General features: G+C 67.1%; 13 protein-coding genes. 5 read left to right on the top strand and 8 right to left on the bottom strand.

What is annotated here, in order from left to right; all coding sequences use genetic code 11:
* Positions 1-6: 6 nt before the first annotated feature.
* The 4 genes from EPD83_RS02120 to pglW are packed head-to-tail and all read right to left on the bottom strand — an operon-like array spanning position 7 to position 13,583.
* Positions 7-3,750: a phage resistance protein gene (locus EPD83_RS02120; RefSeq protein WP_128365313.1), complete on the bottom strand. Its 3,744-nt coding sequence runs from the start codon at positions 3,748-3,750 to the stop codon at positions 7-9.
* Between the two features lie 25 nt (positions 3,751-3,775).
* Positions 3,776-7,300, bottom strand: a complete 3,525-nt coding sequence (gene pglX, locus EPD83_RS02115) for a BREX-2 system adenine-specific DNA-methyltransferase PglX (protein WP_128365312.1) — start codon at positions 7,298-7,300, stop codon at positions 3,776-3,778.
* Positions 7,301-7,303: 3 nt separating this feature from the next.
* A complete protein-coding gene (locus EPD83_RS02110) occupies positions 7,304-9,334 on the bottom strand; it encodes a DUF262 domain-containing protein (RefSeq protein ID WP_164896083.1) in 2,031 nt (676 codons plus the stop codon).
* Complete coding sequence (pglW, locus tag EPD83_RS02105; protein ID WP_164896081.1) at positions 9,288-13,583, bottom strand: BREX system serine/threonine kinase PglW; 4,296 nt, start codon at positions 13,581-13,583, stop codon at positions 9,288-9,290. Before pglW ends, EPD83_RS02110 begins: the two co-directional genes overlap by 47 nt.
* A 465-nt stretch (positions 13,584-14,048) precedes the next feature.
* On the opposite strand from pglW, the gene EPD83_RS02100 reads away from it, so the two are divergent.
* Positions 14,049-14,270, top strand: a complete 222-nt coding sequence (locus EPD83_RS02100) for a PASTA domain-containing protein (RefSeq protein WP_165566150.1) — start codon at positions 14,049-14,051, stop codon at positions 14,268-14,270.
* A 42-nt stretch (positions 14,271-14,312) separates the two neighbouring features.
* Positions 14,313-14,888 (top strand): GIY-YIG nuclease family protein, encoded by a 576-nt coding sequence (locus tag EPD83_RS02095; protein WP_128365308.1) that lies wholly within the window; start codon positions 14,313-14,315, stop codon positions 14,886-14,888.
* Positions 14,889-14,897: 9 nt separating this feature from the next.
* Here EPD83_RS02095 and EPD83_RS02090 read toward each other — a convergent pair whose 3' ends face one another.
* Both EPD83_RS02090 and EPD83_RS02085 read right to left on the bottom strand, forming a co-directional pair.
* On the bottom strand, positions 14,898-15,767 hold the full coding sequence (locus tag EPD83_RS02090) for an HNH endonuclease (RefSeq protein ID WP_164896078.1): 870 nt from the start codon (positions 15,765-15,767) through the stop codon (positions 14,898-14,900).
* 112 nt (positions 15,768-15,879) lie between these two features.
* Complete coding sequence (locus EPD83_RS02085) at positions 15,880-17,745, bottom strand: DUF2075 domain-containing protein (protein WP_235950292.1); 1,866 nt, start codon at positions 17,743-17,745, stop codon at positions 15,880-15,882.
* Positions 17,746-17,882: 137 nt separating this feature from the next.
* Between EPD83_RS02085 and EPD83_RS02080 the strand changes: the two genes are divergently transcribed.
* Positions 17,883-18,227 (top strand): nucleotide pyrophosphohydrolase, encoded by a 345-nt coding sequence (locus tag EPD83_RS02080; protein ID WP_128365306.1) that lies wholly within the window; start codon positions 17,883-17,885, stop codon positions 18,225-18,227.
* A gap of 79 nt (positions 18,228-18,306) precedes the next feature.
* Positions 18,307-19,230 carry an HNH endonuclease gene (locus EPD83_RS02075; RefSeq protein WP_235950291.1) on the top strand — a complete coding sequence of 308 codons (924 nt, stop codon included), beginning with the start codon at positions 18,307-18,309 and terminating at the stop codon, positions 19,228-19,230.
* A 77-nt stretch (positions 19,231-19,307) separates the two neighbouring features.
* Here the strand turns inward: EPD83_RS02075 and EPD83_RS02070 are convergent, their stop codons facing one another.
* Together EPD83_RS02070 and EPD83_RS02065 are read right to left on the bottom strand one after the other, a co-directional pair.
* Positions 19,308-20,207, bottom strand: a complete 900-nt coding sequence (locus tag EPD83_RS02070; protein WP_128365305.1) for a nuclease-related domain-containing protein — start codon at positions 20,205-20,207, stop codon at positions 19,308-19,310.
* Positions 20,208-20,209: 2 nt separating this feature from the next.
* A complete protein-coding gene (locus EPD83_RS02065; protein WP_128365304.1) occupies positions 20,210-21,136 on the bottom strand; it encodes a PGN_0703 family putative restriction endonuclease in 927 nt (308 codons plus the stop codon).
* Positions 21,137-21,317: 181 nt separating this feature from the next.
* Here EPD83_RS02065 and EPD83_RS02060 point away from each other — a divergent pair, with 181 nt between their 5' ends.
* Positions 21,318-22,622, top strand: coding sequence for a nuclease-related domain-containing protein (locus EPD83_RS02060; RefSeq protein ID WP_128365303.1), 1,305 nt, complete (start codon positions 21,318-21,320; stop codon positions 22,620-22,622).
* Positions 22,623-22,633: the final 11 nt, after the last annotated feature.

Raw genomic sequence — 22,633 nt, 5'->3', positions numbered from 1 at the left:
CCGAGCTCACTCCAGAACCCGCCAGGTGACCTCGACCCGGTCGTCCGGGTGCTCGTCGAGGAACGCCCGCAGCCGTGCCACGACCTCATCGTGCGCCCCGGTCGACCGCTGAGCCTGACCTCGCCACATCCCGTGATCAATCGAGGGCGGCGTAGGTCCAGGCCCAGGCGGCGGGGGAGTGGGATCCGGTGTCCGTCGAAGCCACTCGAACGCCCCGTCCTCGGCATCCTTCAACGCGCGCGCGATGCCAGTGACGGCTTCGTCATGCGCGAGCGCCGCCCGGAGGTCCGCCACGACGCGTGCCGCGTCGTCCGCGCGCTCGCCCTCTCCGCGCATGGCCGTCATGAGGGGCTCCATGCGTGACCACTGGAAGCGCGCCAGTGCCGCCGTGACGTCGCCGGCCGATGCCAAGGACCGCCCGGCCGCGGTTGGGCTAGCCGCTCCAAAGTCCGCTCCGGCGACTGCCTGCACCAACTCCACACCCGAGAGGTGCCGCAACTGCTGGACGAGCTGAGCGGTCCTCTGTGCGGTGTTGAGGCGAGCACCGCCCTCGAGACCACCCGACGAGTAGGCCTGTTCGACTGCTGCCACCAGAGCAGGGGCCGTCGTGGCCAGAGCCGTGGACCGTTCGACGACCTTGCCGACGAAGTCGGCCACGGCGGGCGCGGTGAGGTGCGCGGAGGCATTGACGCCCAGCAGAGCCCCCGCCATCGCCGTCGCCGCTGACCACTCCGCGGCCGTCGGCATTGGCTGCGTCCGCAGCTCCATCGCGCAGGTGACCTGCCCAGGTTCTGGCACCGTCCCGAGCGGGGCCCCGTGCGCGAACCACGCACGCTGCCGCAAGGCCGCCCACGTGATGATGACGAGGTCGGCCACCTCCGGACGCAACCCGTGCGCCGGCGTGACGGCCTCGATCCACGACCGCAGCTCCGGCACGGTGACGGGGTCCAGAGGCTCGGCGCCACCGTCCTGCTCTCGCCGGCCGAGGGCGCGCTCGATCTCTTGGCCCCAGGGGCTGAACCGGTCGTCACCGAGGATGTAGTTCATCTCGGTCGCGGTGCCGACCCCGAGGGGGTTGGCTACTCGGCGCACGGTGACGATGTCTCCCTGCAGGTCGACGCGCTTCTCCTTGTCCGCGGCGGCGCGAGCGACGTGGGCAGCAACGAGTTTGAGATCCCGGACTTTCACCTCGACATCCCCCGGCTCGAAGGAGGGGTGGCTGGGATAGGTGGCTTCCAGCGCCTGGTGCAGCAGGTGCTCGAAGGCGGCGGCCAGCGTCGCTCCGACGGGGTGTGCCGGCGCGAAGGCCCGGTCAAGGGACACCAGGACACGGTCGTGCCCCTCTTCGTCCAGCAGCACCCCAGGCCGCACCGACGCCGCACCGTAGGCCTGTTGGACAGCGTCCTCGAGACTGCGGCGCAGGGTGTTGCGCTGCGACTCGAGGATGGTGCGCGCCAGCGCCCGGTCGGCCTCGTTGAGGTGGTCGGCGTTCGCCCGCCAGCGCTCACCGGTCCCCTCGAGAAGCCAGTTGAGGATGGTGAGACGGCGCAGCTCCTTGACCTTCTCGTCCGAGAGGAACTTCGGCAGCCACACGATGGTCCGGGCACCGAAACCCTTGGCGATCATGTCGTCGAGGCGCTGCAGGTCCTCGGCGCTGGAGTGCCCGGCGTCGTCGAACGGGTGGTCGACGACGACGCGCCAGGTGCCGGGGGTGTTGATGAAGTGGTCGTCGGACAACCAGGACCGATCGCGAACGTTGCCGAAGACGATGTCGACCTGTCGGCGAGAGCCTCGCCAGACCACCTCGTGCCGGTAGGCACCTTGGATGTCCTGGTCGCCCAGGGCGACACCCAGGCTGTCGCTGACGATCTCCTTGAGCAGCTCGCGACGGCGCCCCTCGTTGTCCTCACCCTTGGCGCGCTCGACGATGGACTCGTAATCGACATCCGAGAGCTGGACGCGAATCGTCGGGTTGCGGTCCTCGCCGTCGAGGTGGATCTCCGGGACGTCGCGGGCCCAGGTCCGGATCTTCGACAGGACGACCGCAGCCTCACCGCCCGGAAGCGGAGACACGATCGACCCGTGGTTGAGGGACGCGAGACGCGCGGCGGTCAGCGCCTTCAGCGCCGGCACGTTGGGGGCGACGGCGGAGAGCAGCAGCGTTTTGGCGAGGCGGTCGTCGGCGTGGAAGATCGCTGGGACCGAGTCCGGCCGCTCGGCGAGGGAACGCTCGTCGATGCCGTGGGTGCGGAGCAGAAGGGGACGGAGCTTCTCGGTGTACAGCTTGTTCGCGGAGCGGAAGAGCGCTGCCGATGTCGGATCAAGCGCCTGCCCGGTCTGTCCCTGGACGACCAGGTCGAAGGAGTCGCCGACGGGCAGCACCTCGTTGATGGTCAGGGTCTCTCGCCGGTCCACGAGCATCTGCTGCATGACCTTGAGCGCCGTCCGTTCGCGCTGCATGACACAGGCCAGCGACCGGAGGGTGGAGACGAGCGCGGGGGAGAACGGGTAGGTGAGGCGGAACGCCTCTTCGTCCGCACCGCGGTGTCGCTCGTCGGTGTTGACCCCGTCCAGCAGGACGTCCCACACCGACTCCCGGCGGTCGATGCCGCGGAACGCGGTCTCGAGCTCGGACCGGGCCTCGGCGTTCTTGGGCCGAAGCAGCCGTCGGTTGGCGACGAAGGGCAGGTTGTCGTCACCTAGGACGATCTTTGCGAAGCGACCTTCCTGGTGACGGAACGCCTGGTCGAGAGCCTCTTGCTCGGCACCACTGGCACCGGAGTCGGCGAACCAGCGCCTCAGGTCCATCTGTCGGGCGACGAACGAGACGAGGGGGATGGGTCGGCCGCCGACACTGGACTCGACGAGCTTGGTGAGCTTCTGGGACTCGCTGCGGAAGAAGGCGCTGTCTCGGACGGCGAACGCGAGCCACAGGACGAGCTCGTCCAGGAAGAGGACGACGGCGTCGTAGCCCAGGCCCTTCGCGTGAGCCGAGATGGCCGCGAGGCCGGTGTCGAGATCGACGAACTCCGCCTGCTGCGTGTAGGCGCCGAAGTACGTCTGCACGAGAGCCGACACCAGCTGCTGGCGCGGCTCGCTCGCTGCACTCGCGGCACGGGCCTCGTCGTAGCGCGCGCGGTCCCAAGAGCCACCCCCCAGCAGTCCGGACCAGGGATCGTCGCCGCCCGATGATCCCGAGCCACCGTTGAGGCGACCGAAGAACGCGTCGTCTCCCATGCTGGTGCGCAGACCCTCTGCGTCGGCGAGCAGGGCGTCGGACTTGTGAACCGCGGGCAGCGGTGCATCGGGGTGGAGAGCGGTGACCTGTCGGATATAGCCCGTGAAGAGGGCCTCTTCCATGGTCTTGGCGCCGAGGAGGTGGAAGGCCAGCGGAAGGATGCGACGCTCGTACAGCTGACCGTCGTGCCTGGCGATGACGCCCTGCAGCTCGGCTTTGGCACGCGCTGCGGTCTCATGACGCAGCAGCGCGTGCAGCACGGCCATGAAGTGGGACTTGCCCGAGCCGAACGAGCCGGTGAGAAAAGCGCCACGGCTGACCCCGGACGAAATGGCTTCCGCGACGAGTCCGAGCGCGCCGTCGAAGGCGTCGGCGATTGGGGGGGTGACGACGTAGTCGTCGATGACCCGCGCCACCACACTCTCCCCGACGGAGTCAGTAAGGCGCAGCACGTAGTCCTCGGCGCCGGCGCGTTCGGGGATGTCGATGACGTCCCGGAGCAGCGTGGTCACGTCGTCTCTCTCTCAGTGATGAAGGTCAGGATCGGGCTCGACGTTCGCGGGTGGCGGCCGGAGGCCGCCAGGCCTTGAGCTCGTCGAGGGTACGGCCGACCTGCGACGCCCGGTTGCGGAGCTGTTCGTCGAGGTAGTCGGCGAGGTTGAGCTGGAATGTCGGGTCGGTCTCGTCGTGCCACTGGCGCACCCATGGCTGGAGCTCGGCGAGCCCGGCGACGAGGGGGACGAGCCGCTCGTCTTCCCAGCCGTCAACTTCGCGCTCCTGGATGAGCGAGGCGAGAGCGAGGGCCTGCTGGGCGTGGTCCCACCCGGCCCACCCAAGGACGGCGGTGGGGTCGGTGTCTCGCCCCGCACCCGGGTAGAAAACAAAGCGCTCCTTGGGCACGTCGAGCTTCCCGCGGTGCTGCCACCACGCGGTCTTGCGAAAGTCGGCGCTTGTGTACTTCGGCGGGACGGGGATGTCGCTGACGTTCTCATCCCCGTCCTCACGGCGCTGCAGGTCCCAGGTGTGCTCCCACGCCTCCCGCTTACGCAGCCCGGAGTCCTTAAGCCGGTGCGCGGCCAGGAATGGCACGGATTCGGTGTCGAGAAGCGAGGTGAGTGCGGCGGTGACGGACTGGTCCTTGCGACCGCTCCACAGTTCGAGGACGGAGCTGAGGTCGGCGTCGCGGGAGACGTCGTCGGCGAGCTGACCCACGGATCGCACCCGCGGACGACCAGCGCTGTCGAACCAGAACCGACGGTCCTCGAGCCGGTCGAGTAGCCACCCGCGAAGGGCCTTCTCGACCTGCTTCTCCCAAGGCTCCGTGGCCCATCGCCGCTTGTACTCCGGTTTCTCCAACAGACGGATGAGCTTATTCGACGCGATCGCATCAAGACGCTGCTGAACGAGAGACCGGTAGCCCTCCGGCCAATGCAACGGGATGTCGATAGTCGGCGTTGAGCCATGGCGCGTGAACCACTCCATCTGTTCCGCGCTGGCGGCGAACTCTCGTGCCAGGGCGATCTCAAACGCGCGCTCGCCCACCTTTAGCCCGGGTGGGTCTTCCCCGTAGGTCAGTGAACTCTCCACCAGCCCGAACGCAGAATATAAGGCCCAGTCAAGTTCCTCCTGAAAAGACACCAGTTCTGCCCCAGCAGAAAGCCACTCACTTTCAAGCGCGTTATAGACATTGGGAGAACAGTCGTCCGCGAGGCGCAGTAGTCGAGCAATGACCTCCTGACGACCCTCTTGCGCCAGCTCCAGCCGTCGCGCGAGTCTCCCGGGCACCGACTGCGGCATGGGAATCTTGCCAACGATCGCCGCGGAGAACTCGAAGGTCCACGCGGCCGGATCACCCGTAGCCCCGCCGCCTTGGTGCTGAGCCACCTGGCGCGCCCAGAATGACGCTGTCGAGGAGGCAAGAAGTGCCTGCACGTTCAGCGTCACTTCTTCCGAGGTGCCACGTGCAAATCGAACAACAGGGGAGGTGCTGTTGAAGGCACGGTCTTGGTTGTCTGAGACAACGTGCAACTGAGGAGCCTTGAATGAGAATGCGAGTTTCCTGGGAATGCAATTCGCATCGAGGGGGAACTGATGCCATTGCAGCCATGAGAGACCGGCGGAGCGGTAGGTTCCCCCGGAAAAGGCGGCTCGCGACCACAGGGTCGTTCGAAGTGGCCAGAGCGCCCTCTTCGCCGCTATAGGGAGCGACTCGTACGAAACCAGTTTGCCCTGGACATACGGGCGAAGAACATGGCGGTCTTCACGCATAGCCCAGTCGCGAATGGCAGCACCCGGCACGATTGGAGGCCGCAGTTCTTCCCGCAAGCTCATTCTGCGGAGGAAGTGGGGTGGGTGGATGAAGGCATCGTCCGCGTGTGTGTCTCCGTAAAAGCCAATGCGGCTGGCGTAGTCGCTCACCTTCCTATTAGTCCGACTCTCAAGGAGAACTTTCAGGTCGCTCTCGCCGCCCCCCGCCAGATTCCATGGGTGGACGTGGAACTTCGTCTGATTCTCAACGCTGACCGCCACATAGTCGTCCGAGAAATGCGGCATGCCGAGGTTCTCGGTCATCGCCTTCCAGGCAGGTCCCGGCGCTTTAGTGGCGCGCGATTCGCGACCCACGCGCCTGCAAACTCGGACCATCCCGCCTGTAGTTGAGTTTCGGCCCACCAGAATCACGGTGGGCGTCCCGTGTCCCGGAATTTCCATGCCGGAAGTGTCCGCCAAAAGGCGAAGGTCTATTCGAGCGAGATACGCTTCGACTAATTTCTTGCCAAAGTCGCGTCTCATAAAGTTATTCGCCGTGATCTGGCCCACCCACCCCGCCGGCCAGGCACCTGATGGGTGCGCCAACTCAAAGAATCGCTCCATAAATGGTGCGACCAGGGTCCACTGTTTGACGCAGGTAAGGTATCGGGTCTTGTAGGCACTTCTAAGCGATGGGTCAGACACCTCAATATAAGGTGGATTACCCACCACCACGTCGTAGCGGCCGGGGGTGAGGATCTCTAGAAGCTGATCGAGGTCTTCAGTGTCGTAGGCGAAATCGGTGAGCTCGGACGCCGCGTCGAAGCCTTGGAACCGCATCTCAAGCTGGTGGCCGCCGTGGAGCAGGGAGTCGCCGGCGGCTAGGTGAAATGTGAAACCGGGTGCGTTCTCGAGTGAGGTCTCGCCGCAGGACTGGAGGGCCGCGACCATCAGGCGGAAGCGGGCGATTGCCACGGCGAAGGGGTTGAGGTCGACGCCGTGCACGGCGTCGAGTGCCTTCTGCACGCGGGCCCGGGGCTCAAGGCCCGGAGCGTGTGCGGCCCATCGGTCGTTGAGCCGAGCGAAAGCGCCGAGCAGGAAGTGGCCCGACCCGCAGGTCGGGTCGATCATCCGGAAGCCCTCGAGTGGCCGCTCCGTGAGAGCGGCCTCCATCGTCTGGTCGAGGATGAACTCCTCGACGAACTCCGGCGTCTGGAGCAGCGCGAAGGTCTTCTTCGCGTAGTCGGACAGGTCCTGGTAGAGGTCGCCGAGGAACCGCGTCGACAACTGCTCGTCGGTGAAGTCCCAGACCAACGTCCCGTCATCACGCGTCTCGCGCCAGAAGGTCAGCAGCTGGCGGACGGCCTGACCCGACGGCGAGACGGTCCACAACGGCGAATGTGACCCCACAAGCTCGCGCGTGGACCGCAGGCCGCCGAGGTACTCGACTGCCTGGACAAACCACTCGCGGTCGGTGTGTTCGGGGTTCTTTCGGAAATACTGCAGCTGTGCGTCCAGGGCCTCCTGCCGTCGCGCCCCTGGACCGGCGATCCACACCGGCTTGAGCAGCTGGTTGTCCTCGCAGAAGCGGATGAAGACGCTCGTCAGGACCCAGGCGACGGCGGCTTGCGTCACTCGGTCGTCGCGCCACGCCTGCCACGACATCGCTGTGCGCTCGCGGTTGACCGCCTGCGCATGAAGGCCCCGCCACGCGGCATTGACATCAGGCTGCGACGCGACCCGCTCGCGCAGGTCGTCCTCAAGCCGGAGAACGACCTTCTTGAGCGCATTGGTGAGATCGGACGAGACGGGCACGGGTCAGGACTCCTGAGCGGTTGCTGCGGTTGGTTGCTCTGCGTCGTCTGGGACGAGAGCGAGGTCCTCTGTCGGTTCAGCCCTGCCATCGTCGAGGACGAGGTCATCGTCGTCGACGTCCGTCGGCGAGGAGGGAGGCGTAATCGCCCACCGCGTCAGCGCCCACTCGGTGAGGTGCTGACCTCGATCGAGGATCGACTCCGCAGTCCAGTTGTCGTACTTCACGAGTTCCGACTCCTGCGCCAGGGTCGAGTCGGCGTAGCAGGGTGGGGCTCCCTGCCCTCGCGTGCCCTTCTTGGCCGCGAATGACTTGTTGGAGTAGGAGGAGTTGTCGTAGGTCAGGACTAGGTTGCCGATCGAGTGCTTCAGCTTGGCGTGGTCCTCCTTGCTCAAGACGGACCAGTCGTCGCTCTCCCAGTCCGGGTTCTGCGGTGCGATGTGCTCTGTCGTGCGACCAGTGTTGCTCCCTGTGAACTTTTCGAAGGCGGCAACGTCGTCTTCTCGTCGAGCTTTGGACAGCTCGTACTCATAAAGGAAGTACTTGTGTCCGTCGCGCCCGTACCAGTTCTCTGACGCGTCGAGATTCCTGCGGACTCGGTCGTCGTCGGCGTACTCCCAGATCATGGCTTCCAGCCTGGCGAGCACATCATCCCCAGGTACGCCGGCTATCAAGTCGTGGGCGCGGCGAAAGAGGCGAGCCTGTCCAGCGTTCGTGCGGTAACGAGAGATGGTGAACACGCGGGCTGAGTACCGCTCGCACATGTCGGTGAGGCGGAGATAGAGGTCTCCGTCGTCGGGGTGGCTGAGGCGAGCTGCGAACAGCAGGGGTCGGAAGTTGGCAACGACGCCACTGCGCAGCAGGGCCGCCGTTCGTGACTGCACTCTGGGGGCATAGGACCCGAAACTCTTGAATGCGGTAGAGGGCTCTGCCATCTCCCGCGTGAACATCGCGCAGAGGCGCAAGGTGTCGACGTAGGACTCGACGCACTCCATGAGGGTCTGGTGGCGATCGTCAGCATCTGACGGCGCTGTCGAGACCGTGACGAGTCGCGACGCGTCAGGAACGTACTTCTCTCGCGCGAAGTGCTGCTTGAGAGAGGTGGCACCCTTCCACGTCCGCACGTCAGGGCTTACCGTGGTCAGCCAGTGCGCGCGTAGCAGCAGGTCCTCGTTAGCTGGTGTGCCAGCCAGGTGGCCATAAATGTCCGACCACGCAACGTTGACCCGTTGCGAAAGGTGCTCTGCCATCGCTGACGGCAGCGTATTGGCGAGGAAGAGAAGATAGTTCTTGATCTTGTCGAGCTCGGTGAGATCGCGACCACGACCATTGAGCGTCTCGAAGATGACCCCGGCATCAGAGCTCGAGTCCACGTCGTAGACGAGGAACCGAAGCCCATTGGTCACGCGTGAAAGTAGCCGTCGCAGCTGCACGAGAGACTCGTCCGAGTTCAGGCCGCTGACAAGCTGCTGGATCTGAGCGTCGAAGTAACGTGCCGCGTCTTGAAGTCGTTGCTGGGTGTCGGTCAGCCGCCCTTGGTGGTGCGGTTGGTCACCAAGGACGGTCTGCGTCCAGAAGTCGTGAAGCATGTCGCCAAGGTGAAGTCGCGGCTGTCGGACACCGCCGATCGTGACCATCCCGTAGGTGCTCGTGATGTGCGCTACGGTCTCGCGGGCTGCGGGATTCTTGTCCGATTCGAGTTCGGCAAATGCCCGTCGGATGCGGTCCAGGAGCAGCAGGCACGTGGTCAACCGTTGCTGACCGTCAACCACCTCTGACTCGAGGAGCGTCGCGCCGGACGTGGTCATGTGCTGCCGGTCACGGTCTCGAAGCACGAGCGTGCCCGCGTAATGCCTGGTCTGGTCACCCATGAGGTCCAAGTCCTGCCACAGCTCCTCAAGTTGACGTTGCTGCCAGGCGTAGGGCCTTTGGTAGTCCGGGACCAGTAGGAGGCGCTCGCCGAGGACCGATGCAAGCGTGACTGCGTCTTTAGCTGCCATGTGTCTCTTCTCCGGTGTGAACAGCGTGCGCTGCAACGGGTGTCGCAATTGCGTCCACCCAGTCGTTGTCGAGGGCGACGTATTGGCTGGGAGCGGCCAGGGGGACGGGTCGACCGTCGACGAGGGGGCCATGGTTTGCAGCGAGCTGCGGCAGGGCGAGCCAGACAGCGCGGGGACGTGTCGCCCCCAGGTCAGTCCACTGCGCCAGCAGACCGAGGTTGTCGTATCGCGCCAGTGGCGAGGCCTCGGTGACGAGCACGGGTCCCCGGCCGGGCGCGGCCAGGGCAGTGTCGACCGCTAGGGCGACCTTGGGCCACGAGCGGCGAACGAGCTCGTGCAGTCCCTGCTGACCGCGACTTCCGACGCCATCGGCGTCTGCCGCGCGGACCAGGTCCCACGGCAGGCCGGCATCTGCTGAGGCAGCGCGCAACGCATCGAGCAGCACCTCGGTGAGGTCGATGACCTCGGCGTCGAACTGACGCTGGGCGCCGTCGACGAAACGCGATACGCGGTCTGCGCGCACGCCGAGCGCCAGGAACGCTCGTGAGCTGATGGACCTTTCGAGGCGGCTACCGATCGCTCCGTCGCTCACCGGCGATGTGCGCACCGCGTGACGAGTGGGCTCGCGGGTCTCAAGCCCGGTCGTGCGTCCGGCCGTCGTCGGAGCCCGGTAGACGCGGGTCTGGTCGTCGAAGACGAGGCCGAGTCCTGCATCGGTGACGAGCCGGCTCAGCGCCTCACCCTCGGGCAGGACAGGAACACTCGGGAACCGGATGCGGACGCGCTGACGCAGCTCTTCTGGGCTGAGCTGCTGTCCACCGCCAAAGCCCGAGAAGGTGACGGCGAGGGCGGCACGTCGCGAGAAGTCACGGTGATGCAGCTCGCCGGCACCCGACGCTGCCGCGGTGCGGGACGTGGCAGCGGCCAACCGCGCCAACCGAGCGCCGTCTCTCATGTTCGCCGGCAGCGACTCGGCCGGCAGAGCTCGCTGAAGTCGCGACGTCACCGTGGGTGCGGGGACGACCTCGGACGTCCAGTCACCCAGGGCGGCGACGAGGTCGTCGGCCTCCGCGCCGAGGGTCTCGGCGACGTCGAGTAGCGCCTGCTCCGTGGCGACGAGCACGAGGTCGTCCCGGCGTCGTAGCCAGAGCGACTCCCCGGTGTCGTTAGCGCGGTGCACCGCTTGACGACGTTCCAGGGCGAGGCGGAGCAGGCCGCGCAGCCGCCGCTCATCCGGGCTGACTTCGGACGACAGACAGTCGGCGACGGCCGTTGTGAGCTCGCGGACCGCGGCGACGTGACCGAGCTCGTCGAGCCGCGCGTCCACGGCTTCCACCAGGTGGTCCAGCAGCGACCGGCAGGCGTCGTCGGCGGCCCACTTCTCCTGCAGGGTGGCGAGAATCTGTCCGACGCGGGCTCGCGTCACCGGCTCGGGGAGGCGTGCACCGAGCTGTGGTTGCGTTGCGAAGGCGTCGAGGTCGGTGCCGACGCCGAGAATGAGCCGGACGAGCGCGCCGCGGGACGGTGACCTGCTTGTGCTGACGGCCGCGAGGAGGCGTTCGGCGGCGTCGGTGGGGGTTGGCGTCCTCTCGTCACGGGCGGGGACGCGGCGCGGGTCGCCCAGCCGCTTCCGCCACTCCTTGACGCGGCGCGAGATCTGTAGCCGGGTGGCGTTGGCGACCCCTTGCAGCCGGGACAGCCGGACCGAGTCGACGGTGAGGAGCTCGCCGACCGTCGCGACGGCGTACGGCTCCAAGGCGGACAGGGCCCGAGCAGTCAGGCCCGACTCGGCCAGGGGAGTGTCGAGCGCGGCCCGAGCAGCGAGGTCGTCGTTGCTCTCGTCCGGCTCGGTGGTCGCGTCGGTCGCGAAGATGGCCTGCCACTCGCGCTGCATCGCGCTCGCAGTGTCGTGCCGCTGCGACGCGTCTCGAGCGAGGGCGCGAGTGAAGAAGTCCATGAGTCGCGGCGCGAGGATCGGGTCGAAGAGCTCCGACTCGACGGACGCATCCGCGGTGATGGACGCGGGGTCGGCCTGGCCGTCGCCGTAGAGCGGCGTCGCGCCGGTCGCCATCTCGAACAGGACCACAGCCGCGGCGTACCGTTCGGCGGCGCTGTCGTAGTGGTCGCGGTCGTCGACGAGGAACGGGTCGAGGTAGGGGGGTGTGCCGGCCGACGTCGCCGAGGCAGCCGCCCGTGTGAGGGAGAAGTCGAACAGCACGAGGTGCTTGGTGCGGTCGCCACGCCCTTCTCGAACTCCCAGGTTGGACGGCTTGATGTCGCGGTGGTCAACGCCTGCCTTGTCGAGCGTGACGAGGGCCTGAAGCAGGTCGGACCCGAAACGCTCGAGAAGGTCCAGGGAGAGCCGCGTGCGACCGCGCAGCGCCTCGGTGAGTGTTTGCGGTCCGGCGCTCTCGAGCAGGAGAGCCTGTCGTCCACCGACGACGATCGGCCCGTCGACCAGCTTGACGATGCGTGGCGAGGACAGGCCACGGAGGACGTCGGCCTCGTCTCCCAGACGGCGGGCGGACTCGTCGTCGAGGGCTACCTTGAGCACGCGCTGCGAGTCGTTGCCGTCGACCGTGAGGTCGGTGACGAGTAGGCCCACGGCCGTTGAGCCTTGACCGAGGCGTCGCTCCAGTCTGAAGCGCCCGTCGATCACACTGCCGGGGCCGGCGTCGAGCGGATCCACGTCAGCAGCGTCGTCCGCTGTCGCCTCACGCTCGGCAGCGGCGAGCAGCTCGAGGAAGGACGCCATGTCGACTGGGCGCTGGGTGGGCATGGGATGGGTGGCTCGTTGCATTAGAGCTCGGAGCGCGCTCGAGACCTGAGGCAGCTCGATGGCGACGTCCAGTCCCTCCTGTTCCCGCAGCCGAGTACGGAGTGCCTGAGTGGTGCGCGCCGCGGGCACACCCGCGAGCAGGTAGAACGCGATGGCGCCCAGTCCGAACACGTCGAGCCGGATCCGGTCCACATCGGGGTTGAAGAAGCTCTCGGGGGCGGCGAAGCCCTCAGTCAGCCATCGGTCACTGAGCACGTCGGCGACCTCGCTGCGTACCGTTGCGGCGAGACCAGCCGGCGGGGGAGGACCTTGTGGCGTGGGGACGGCTCCACCAAGGGCAGCGAGACGAGTGACGCCGTTCGAGGTCGTGGTCGCCGTGGGGTCGACGGCGCCGGCGACCCGCCAGTCACCGATCCGGACCTTGACCTCGCCGGACGTCCCCGACACCGGCCGAACCCAGACGGCCCGCGGCGAGAGACTGCGGTGCACGACCCGGTTGGAATGGGCGTACTGCAGGGTCTCGCCGACCTGGCGAAGGATCGAGAGGTGCGTCGCGAGAGGGACTCCCTGGGGTTGGGCGCTCAGCCAGAGGTCGAGCCGCTCCCAGCTCTCGTCGTACGGATACGCCAGACCGATCCCGAGCTCGCAGTCGACGACGTCACGGACCGGGACGAGGCCGTCGTGGTGGAGGCGTCCGAGTGTCTTCAGCTCGTTGACCGCCATCGACAGCATGGCCTTGCGAGTGTCTGGTGCCGACCCGGGGGGAGGCGTCTGAAAGCGGATCCGCACCCGCTCCTGCGTCGTCGTGTGCGTCCCGTCCCAGTCCTGCCAACCGTCGCCACTGTCGGCTGCTGCGCCAGCGAGCTCCCAGGCGCCGAAGGTGCGCTCGCGACGCTGCACGTGGCTGATGCGCGTGATGAGCGCGCTGAGAATGCGCTCCTGCCGAGCGTTGACGGCGTCGTGATGCGGTTCTTCGAGCACGAGGTGCGAGATGCCGGGTAGGCCTGTCTGAGCCTCGATGTCGTCGGGTCCGTACAAGCCGTTCTTGCCCAAGTCGGTGACGGCGCAGTGGAAGCGCGGGTGGTGTAAGAAGACCGAGGCCTTGACGAACGGGACCACTTCTCGTGGATCCGCGTTCTCGCCGCTCTTGCGGGTCAGCTCGTGGATCTCATGCGCGAGGCGCGACTTGAGAAACTTGGCCTTGTCGTTGGCGAGACGGAGCGGCGACTCCTCCGGGCGTTTACCGTCGCGTCGCCAGGTGTGCTCGTTTCCGCGGAGCACACCCTCGTAGTACTTCAGCTCGATGAGGTGGAGAGCTCCGCGACCCAGGACAAGGAGGTCGACCTCGTGCCAGCGGCCCCGCTGGTCCATGAAGGTGAGGTTGCTCCACGCGCGGAACGGAGCCTCGTTCGGCAGGATCTGGCGAACGAGGTCGAGGCCTGCGGACTCGTGCGGAAACGGGGAGTGCGTGACCTCGAGCCATCGACTCTCGTTCGACTCGGGCACGTCCACCTCCTCGTCGAGTCCCTACGTCCGGGCTGCTTCCCCAAGCGCGTCCAAACCTAACTGTCCAGGTAGCAGGCGTGAAGCAGGTGGTGGGCGTCGGCGGCAAGATCGTCCGTTCGGACACGATTCACGGATCGTCACCCTCCTGATTCGAGATCGGAGACACGCATGCCTACCGTGGCCACGCGCTCGCCCAAGCGATGGGCGCGCTTCTAGAAGCTCACGTTTGGGGACCCCATGACTCGCTCGATCGCTCTTGCCGCTGCCCTTGGTTGTGCGGCCCTTCTGGCCGGATGCGGAGGCTCGCCCTCCCCGGCCGTGACGGTGACGGAGGCCGCACCGACCGTAACCGTCGAGCCCGAAACGACGAGCGAGCCATCTGAAACGACGGCCGAAGAGGCCCAGGAGCTGAGCGACCCCGCCGAGGACGACAGTGCGCTCACAGACGACTCTGAGACCTTTAGGATGCCGAAGCTCGTGGGCAAGAACCTTCAGCTGGCGCAGGACATCCTGCAGAGCAAGGACTCATACCTCCTGGACCAGGAGGACGCTGCCGGTCTCGACCGGATCCAGGTCCTGGACTCCAACTGGAAGGTCTGCTCCCAGGATCCGAAGGCCGGGACGAAGGTCTCGATCGACGCACTCATCACGCTCTCGTCCGTCAAGCTCGACGAGGGCTGCCCGTGAGCGTCACGACATCAGTCCTGCGTGCGGCGGTGCGGCATCGTCGTGGCTGACGCGCTGCAGCGACAGGCGACCTCTCGGGCGGGCTTTATCCGCGCCTACGGGATGTTCTGGCACGCGGAGGAGGTGGACTGGACGGGAGAGGAGTCGAGTCGGCGACTCGAGCTGCTTGGCCGGTACGGCGAACGGCAACCGAAGATCCAAGTGTCGAACTTTTGGGACCAGCAGGGGATCTACATCCTCTACAACGACTACGGCCCGTATTACGTCGGCCGGACTGTCGGCGCTGGCATGAACCTCGGGCTTCGACTGCGCCAGCACTGGCACGGGACGAACGGCAGTCCACATCAGGGGAAGTGGGACCGCTTCTCGTGGTTCGGCTGGCGCGGAACCCTCTCAGGGGTCGATCCGCGAGGGCTACGGAAACTTCGAGCCACGCCGAGCACGCTGCTCACCGACTCCACAGACACGGTCAATGACCTTGAGAGCCTGCTGATCTACGCACTCGGCACGATCAACGTGGGTAACCGTCGTCAAGAGACCTTCCGCGCTGCAGTCGAGTGGAAGCAGATCCGCTGGTCTGACCACGATGACTACATGAGGCGCGTCGAGCCGCGTTGATGGGACGGCCTATGTGCCGACGACTGGTATCGACCTGTCACTCAGCCATGGGCAGTCGCGGTTGTGCTCTCGTAATGATTCAGCGTCCGGCCTGCTAGTTTTTGATGACGGCATAGCAAGCGTGGCGCCATCGAATTCTGCGTAGGCACTCGAGCGTAGTTCGGGTGCCAAAAGGATCGTTGCATCTGGGAGTACGGTAAGCAGGTGCCGATCAAATAGTCGGTGAAGATCCGCACGCAACAGGATGCCGTTAGTGACCGGGTTGGTCCAGTGACCGAGATAGCGGCGAATGTGGGCGGCTTCCAACGCGTCGGCTATATCTGAGCCGGAGATCGCGCACATCCCTTCGTAAGCCTCTAAGACTTCGGAACGGAATCGCTCTTGACCTTGCCGTATGACCACCATACGGCTAGCGCGGTCCCTTTGATCGTCTTCCGCGTCTGCGGCAGCCTTGAAGAAAAGGTCGTCCGAGGAGAATGAAAATTCTGCTTGCGACGATCGGTCGCTGAACTGTGAGCCGAGCCATAATTGCTGGGCCGGTTTGTCAACCTCGAATACCGACCTGTTCAGACCCGATTTAATGCCAGAGTCTCTCTGGACCTGCCCCCATGTCGGCTGGGTAAGGGGCTCTGTCGTTAGCATGTCGAATGTAAATCGAGCCCGGTAGACCCGCTTACCTGTATCGTCCCAAGGCTTGTCTGCGTCACTGGATAATCTTTCGGCGTCAGATGTGGCCACCGCCATGCCAAGCCAGCTCGCGCCAATCTGCCAGAAGTAGACGGGGACGCCAGCCTTGATGCGCTGAAGACTCGTCATGTCCCAGAATTGATGCTCTTGTGCGATCGTCCAATGCTGCGGATAGTCATCAGAAACCGTCACGACCCAACTCGTCATAAGAGCACAGCCCTTCCCGTGTCGTCACGGGTGGTGGCATGTCCTATGGCGGAAGCCGGTCGGGCCGTGTGGTGATTGCCGCGGGTATGCGGCGTCCCTACCTCGCGACGAGGTCGCGGAGGTGGTCTTGCGTTTGTCGGTCTGTCGAGTACAGGGCGACCCCCCGCATCCCGCGGGTCAGGAGCACCTTGTAGACGTTGCGGACCAAGCGGTCGAAGTCGCGGTCTCCGACCTTGGCGCGGTTCTTAAGGTCGGGATCCCTGTTCGCATCGCGCACTGAGGTCCAGACGCCGTCGCGCCAGACCAGGTCGGGGCCGAGGATCACGCCCGCGTAGTCGTACTCGAAGCCTTGGGCCGTGTAGATGCAGCCGACCTGGCCGAAGCCCGCCGGGTCGGTCGCCCACAGGGCCGCGGCGGGCGCTCCGCCGACCGAGCGGTCACCCTTAAGGTTCCACGGACGGGCCCAGTCACCCACGCGGACGTCGGGGACTAGCGTGCCGTCGGGCCGGGGGTCGCTCCACGGCCAGCAGTAGCCGGCGGCGATACGCGCCGAGTAGCCGGCGTCAAGCCGAGAACGCAGCATCGCCTCCAACTCTTTGGGGCCGTCGACGACCACGACGTCGAAGTTGGCATCTCCCGACCACGGCATCTCACCGCCGGACTCGAGGCCCAGCAGCCGCCGGACCCAGCGGACGTACTCCTCCGACCCGCCGCACCGGAACTGCGCGTCAAGGTCGATCTCGGTGACCTCGATGCCGTGCTTGACCGCGTGCGCACGGATGTCCTCGACCGTGCCCAGCTCGCCAGGACGGACGACCTGATGCTGGTCGAGCAGGAACACCGGGACCCTTGCGGCGTCCAGGAGCTCGTCCACCTGCGCCTTGCGCGTACGGTGCTCGGCCCGCGTCCAGCGTGACGCCGACGTCTCTCGGATTCGGTGAGCCTCGTCGAGGATCAGAGCGTCGAGGTCGTTCGGAGCGGCGGTGATGAACGAGTTGAAGTACAGGAACATCTTCTGGACGCGCGGTGCCCTCCGCCCTGCGACCTTCCGCAGCGTCTGGGTGAAGGATCGCGAGCCGGTCGCATGCAAGACGCTCCGACCCTGCCGTGACAGCTCTCCGAGCAGCGAGAGTGCGATGACGCTCTTGCCGCTGCCGGGTCCACCCGACACGACGACGGCAGTCTTGGTGTTGCCGCGCCGCGCCCGCTCGACAGCGTGGAGCACGAAGTTGTAGGCGTCACGCTGCTCGTCGAGGAGCGTGAACATCTCTCGGTGCTGGACCTCCTCGGCCGCGACGGCGAGCAGCTGCTTGGTAGGCGCGATCCGGCTCGAGAGCAGCTGATCGGCGGCCGCGGCACCCGAGGCGTCCGTTGACAGGCGGGACAGGAGGAACTCACGGAACTCTGCGCGTTGTTGGCTGGTGAAGACCCGCCCGTGGTCGTCGCCGGCAAGACGGAACAGGTCGTCGACGCCGTGGTCGGTGGCGTTGTGCAGATACGCGGCGCCGGCGACCGACCCCGGGTCGTCCGCCAGGGCGCTGGTGAAGCCGAGCAGGTAGTCGCAGTAGTCGCGCACCTGCAGTGCGGGGTGGGTGACGGGCCGACCGTGGTACTCGTCGATGGTGACGAGGACGTCGCTGTCCTCGAACTGCTGGGCGGCACTCCACTGCTTCAGCTCGATCACGACGTACGAGGGGCGGCCGGTCCGGGGATGCACCCCTGCAAGGACGACGTCCGCTCGCTTGCTCGTGAGCGGCAGCTGGTACTCGATGAGCATCTCAACGCCGGTGAGTCCCGCGTCCTGCAGGTCCGCTCGCAGCGCGGGAAGGCTCCGCTCCCACGAGCGTCGCTCGGAGGGGCTGGCGGAGTGGCCCGTGCGGATCGCCATCTGTTCGGCCAGCACCTCGCTCAGGCGGTGCTCGAGTGCCGAGAACTCGGCAACCGAAGTACGAAGAAGCGTCACGTGTAGGAACCCCAGGCAGCACGAAGTGATCGTGCGGGTGGGGGCGTGTCCACGTGGGAAGCCCGTCGGGCCGCAATTGCACGACGACCCTAACTTCTAGGGGATGCCGCGCGACAGGAACGGGCATACTCGCGGGCGTGTCCGACCTGCACGAGATCCGCGACGCCGCCCGAGCCTTCCGCGCCGAGCGGGACTGGGAGAAGTTCCAGGACCCCAAGTCGGTGATGCTGGCGCTCGTCGGCGAGGTGGGGGAGCTCGCCGAGTTGATGCAGTGGCTGCCAGCGGACGACGCGGCACGAAGGCTTTGCCAAGAGCCGCTACGAACAGCGGTGACGGATGAGCTCGCCGATGTGCTGGTCTACCTCGTCACCCTCGCGGACAAGTTGGACGTCGATCTTCATGAGGCCGCGCTGTCGAAGATCGCAAAGTCAGGAGTGAAGCATGCGGCCAAGAGGGTTCGAGGTCGAGCTCCGGGCGTATGAGTGAGCTCGCTCGGAGGAGGTAGAGCGCGACCTGCACGAACTAGAGGCCGGATGATCATGTGCGTGGCAAGCTGGCTCGATGCCGCGGACGTGGGGATCGGACGTCGACGCCGAATTGCGGGCGGCCGCCATGAATTGGCTCGCCCTTCGAACCAACGACGGCGCGGACTCGCTGACTACCGACGAGATCAAGGAGTTTCGGTTCCGCGGCGAGCCAATGCCGCTGATGGACATGCAGCGGGGCATCCGCAAGCCCGCGGTGCTCGACGCCGCGCTCTCCTTCCGCACGGTGTATCGGCCGGAGGGACTGGAGCGGCCATACGAAGACTCCGTCGGGCACGACGGGCTGATTCGCTACAAGTACCGGGGTACCGACCCGCAGCATCCAGAGAATCGCGCTTTGCGCGTGGCGATGGAGCGGCGGCTGCCGCTGATCTGGTTCTTCGGCGTCGGTGCCGCCGCTTATCTGCCCACCTACCCCGTGTACCTCATTCGGGAGGAGCCCAGCCAGTTCCAGTTCGTTGTCGATGCCGTTTCGGACGGAGTCATTAGCTCGGATTCCGTGCTCGAAGGGACGCTCAAGCGGTACATCACGGTGGAGACCCGTCGTCGCCTCCACCAGCCCATCTTCCGTGCCACGGTCATGCGTGCTTACAACACTCGTTGCGCCGTCTGCGCTCTTCGACACAGCCAACTTCTGGATGCCGCCCACATCGTCCCGGACCGGGAGGAGGCAGGCGTTGCAGCCATCCGCAACGGACTGGCGTTGTGCAAGATCCACCACGCTGCCTTCGACGCGCACATCCTCGGGGTCCGTCCTGACCTGGTCGTTGAGATCCGACGCGACCTTTTGGACGAGATCGACGGCCCGATGTTGCGGCACGGACTGCAAGAGCGACACGGCCAGCGATTGATGGCCCTGCCAAGCGCCCGCAAGGAAAGACCAGACCGCGATTTGCTCGATCTGTCCTACGAACGCTTCCGGACGGCACGGCCCGGCTGACCACGCGTCAATCGGAACGCCCAAACGCGCAGCCAACAGTCGCGTTGCGTGTACGGAGGCAATCGGTGTAGTAACTGCTACATCGACGGAAGGCGGATCGCGAGCAGGCGAGCGACCTCCAGGCGGCGGGCGTCGTCACAGTCGCCCTGCGAGGCGACGAGCTTGCTCAGGCCCTTGAGCCCGCAGAGTCGGACTCCGTCGACCCGCCGGTTGCGCTCCCACATCGGGAGCAGGCCGTCGACGAAGCAGAGGACGGGGACCACCGGGGTGCCCGCCGCGTTGGTTCCGGCCAGGGCCGCCGTGACCACCTCCTGCTGCGCCTTCATGGCCGTTACGAGGGCGTCGCGCTTGCGGCCCTTGACCTTCAGTGTCTCGACCTGCGGGCCGAACAGTCCGCCGCTGCGTTCGACCGAGATCTCGGCGTTCTTGTAGAACTTGGCGTCGATGACGTAGACGCCGGCCGCGCCGACGAAGAGGTGGTCGATGTTCGAGCGCTTGCCCGGGACGCGCCGGTCGTGGAGGGCGTACCCCGTGCCCGCCTCCGTCGCGGCCAACAGGGCGGCGGCGACGCGGGTCTCGCCCTCGGCGCCGACCTTCCAGGCGTGGGTGCTCTGGCGCCCGTCGGGGTAGAAGAACCCGTTGAGCGCTCGCCAGATCCGGCTTCGTTCGGTGCGGGCGGCGTCGTCCTTGGTTTTGCGTCGCTCGTACTCGCGCTGGGCCGCGGCGCCGGCGACCCCGATGTCAAGGGGACCCGGACCGGGCTCGTCCTCGACCGGCTCGACGGTGACCTCGGGTGGCGGCGTCGTGGACGCGGTGGGCGTCGGCGGTGATGGGGCCGACGCGTCGAGGCACCTGAGGCAGACGACCTGTCTGGCGGAGCGGTCCCAGCCGGCGCGCTCACCCTTGTCGACCGCGGCGCCACACGAGCACGAGCCGGCGTAGCGCAGTCGCATGACCTTGACGTCGGACGTAGGCACCGTCAGCGGTCCTGGTCGAGGCGGGCGAGGGCCGAGGTGTCGAGGTAGCGCTGGTCCAGCTCGTCGATCCACGGCCCGGCGTACTCGTCTCGCAGAGCGGCGACGACCGACTCGAGCGTCGTGGGGGCGAACGTGTCGTCGACGACATCGGGTGCGTAGGCCTCGACCACCTCCGCGACCTTATCGTTCTTGTCCGGGTAGAGCAGGACGAAGCGGCCGGTTCGCTCGCTGCCGGGGGAGAGGTTCATGCTCAGCGCGAGCAGGTGGTCGAGGAGGAGCTGGGCCGTCGCGCCCGTGCTCATCCGCTCGAACGAGCCGGGCCGGAACGCGCCCGACTGCTCGAACACCTGCCGGGGCCGCCCGCCCACCGTCGGCGGCTTCACGGCGAGGTCCTCGTGGTACTTCACCTCGATGCCGAGGAAGCGGGCGGACCCGTCCGTCGCCACGAACTCGACGTAGACGTCGAACGCGGTGCCGTTGCCGAGGAAGCGTGGGTCGTTGCGACCGGGCGACCACTCGTAGCGGATGCTGGTCACGGTCGCGATGTCCGGCCACACCCGGGCCAGCGCACGGGAGATGCGGGGGTCGTCGACGTGCTCGGACAGCGGACCGAACAGGTTGAAGCACAACGGCTGGCTGGACAGCAGGTTGGACCACAGCCGCGTCGGCTGCATCACGGCACCGCGCTGCTTGTCCGCGACGGCACGCCGGACCGCGGCCTTGGCGTCGTCGCAGATGTAGGCGTCGCCGGAATGGCGGACCTCGTCCGTATCGGGCAGGTACGAGCCGTGGTACGACTCCTCGCCGCCCGGAGGTAGTCCACGCGACTGACGCCAAAGCGACTGCAGCAGGCGCGCCGTCCGCTGCCACTCGCTGCGGTCGCCCGCGTAGTACGCCTGGTGGTGCCGCAGCACGGCCTCGGTCAGCATGGGGTGACGGTAGAGCCAGGAGCTCGCGCGTGTCCGGGGTTCGGCGAGGGTGGCTCGCCGACTTCCGGTGAACGCCCCCCGAAGCTCCTGACCTGCACGTACCTTCGTCTGCATCGGTGGGACCGTGACGGACGTCGTCCGCAGCGGACGTCCACGCGGTGGGGTCTGACGGAGGATCAGCATGGGTGATGCCGGGGGGAGCGCGGAGCGGCTGGCCGCGTCCATGACGGCTGCCGGGGCGGCGGGTGCCGGCGCGTGGGCGGCCGGGGCCGAGGGGGAGCGGCGCGTCGCGGCCGCGCTCGCCGGACTGGCGGCGCCGTGGGTCGTCCTGCACGACCGCCTGCTGACGCCGGGGCTCAGCGAGTCCAACCTCGACCACATCGCCGTCGGACCCGGCGGGATCTTCCTCGTCGACGCGAAGAACTGGGCGGGCGAGGTGACGGCCTGGGAGGGCGGGCTCTTCCAGCACCGCCGGGACTCCACCGGGCGCCGGACCAGCGAGTCGAAGCACGCAGAGCTGATGAAGGTGCACGGCATGGCCCACGAGATGGCCGCGCGCCTCGGCCTGCCCGTCGTGCCCGTCCTGTGCCTCGCCGGATCACGGGCCGAGCGCTTCGGTGAGGCGCAGTACCTGCGCGGGGTCTGGGTCGTCCCGGCCGGTCGCGTCACCGGCTGGATCGCCGCGTTCCCTCCGACCGTCCCCCTCGTCGACCTCCCACGGGCCCTGACGCTCGTCATGACCGAGTTCCCCTCCACCACGACCGATGCCGAGCTGCTGGCGGCCATCGGCGCTGACCTCGCGCGCAGCAGGGGAGGCGTCACCGCGCGGTACCGTCAGCCGGCCCAGCCGCGGGCGCGTCGGGATCGCCGTGTCACCGCGCCGCCGGCCCGGCGCTCGGACCGGCGCGCCCTGCGCGGCCTCGGGCTCGTTCTCCTGATCGGCATGGTGCTGTGGCTGCTGCTGAGCGGCGTCTACTCCGCCGCCGCGTCGTGGGTGGGGTCCGCCGTGGCGCAGCGCCTCACCCAGGGGGTGATGCCGACCGGTGGGCCTGCCGACGTCCGGCCGGACCCGCCGTCGTGCGAGGACTTCGACCCGGCGAGGACAAGGACGCTGCGGAAGCTCGAGCTGACGGAACGACCGTCCCCGCTGGGGTGCGAGTGGTCCCTGACCACCGACGGCGGCCGTCAGGTGATGGTCGTGCGCATGCTCGGCCTCACCGAGATCACCGACCAGCTCGACCCGATGCTGCAGCGCGCCCGCGACGACGGCGTCGCCGGTCTGCACACGGTGCCGACCGGGCAGGGTGAGGCGTCCGTCCTGTGGGCTCCGAAGGGCTACCCGCTCACGACCACGGAGGGCTCGACCACGATGTCGCTCAGCGTCGTCGTCCACGTCTCGCACCAGGCTCTCGGGCTGTCGGCGACGGAGGGACGGTCCGTGGCGCGGGCCGTGGCCAGGTCGGCGAATGCGGCCCATGATCGCTGACCGACGCCCGC

The sequence above is a fragment of the Phycicoccus flavus genome, assembly GCF_004025965.2.
Taxonomy (GTDB): Bacteria; Actinomycetota; Actinomycetes; order Actinomycetales; family Dermatophilaceae; genus Phycicoccus; species Phycicoccus flavus.
The sequence above is the reverse complement of the archived record's forward strand: the minus strand, read 5'-3'. Positions and strand labels throughout refer to the sequence as shown.

Coding starts and splice junctions, on each gene's coding strand:
- EPD83_RS02060 (WP_128365303.1), top strand. CDS start 21,318: ATGGGTGATGCCGGGGGGAGCGCGGAGCGGCTGGCCGCGTCCATGACG.
- EPD83_RS02100 (WP_165566150.1), top strand. CDS start 14,049: ATGCCGAAGCTCGTGGGCAAGAACCTTCAGCTGGCGCAGGACATCCTG.
- EPD83_RS02065 (WP_128365304.1), bottom strand. CDS start 21,136: ATGCTGACCGAGGCCGTGCTGCGGCACCACCAGGCGTACTACGCGGGC.
- EPD83_RS02075 (WP_235950291.1), top strand. CDS start 18,307: ATGCCGCGGACGTGGGGATCGGACGTCGACGCCGAATTGCGGGCGGCC.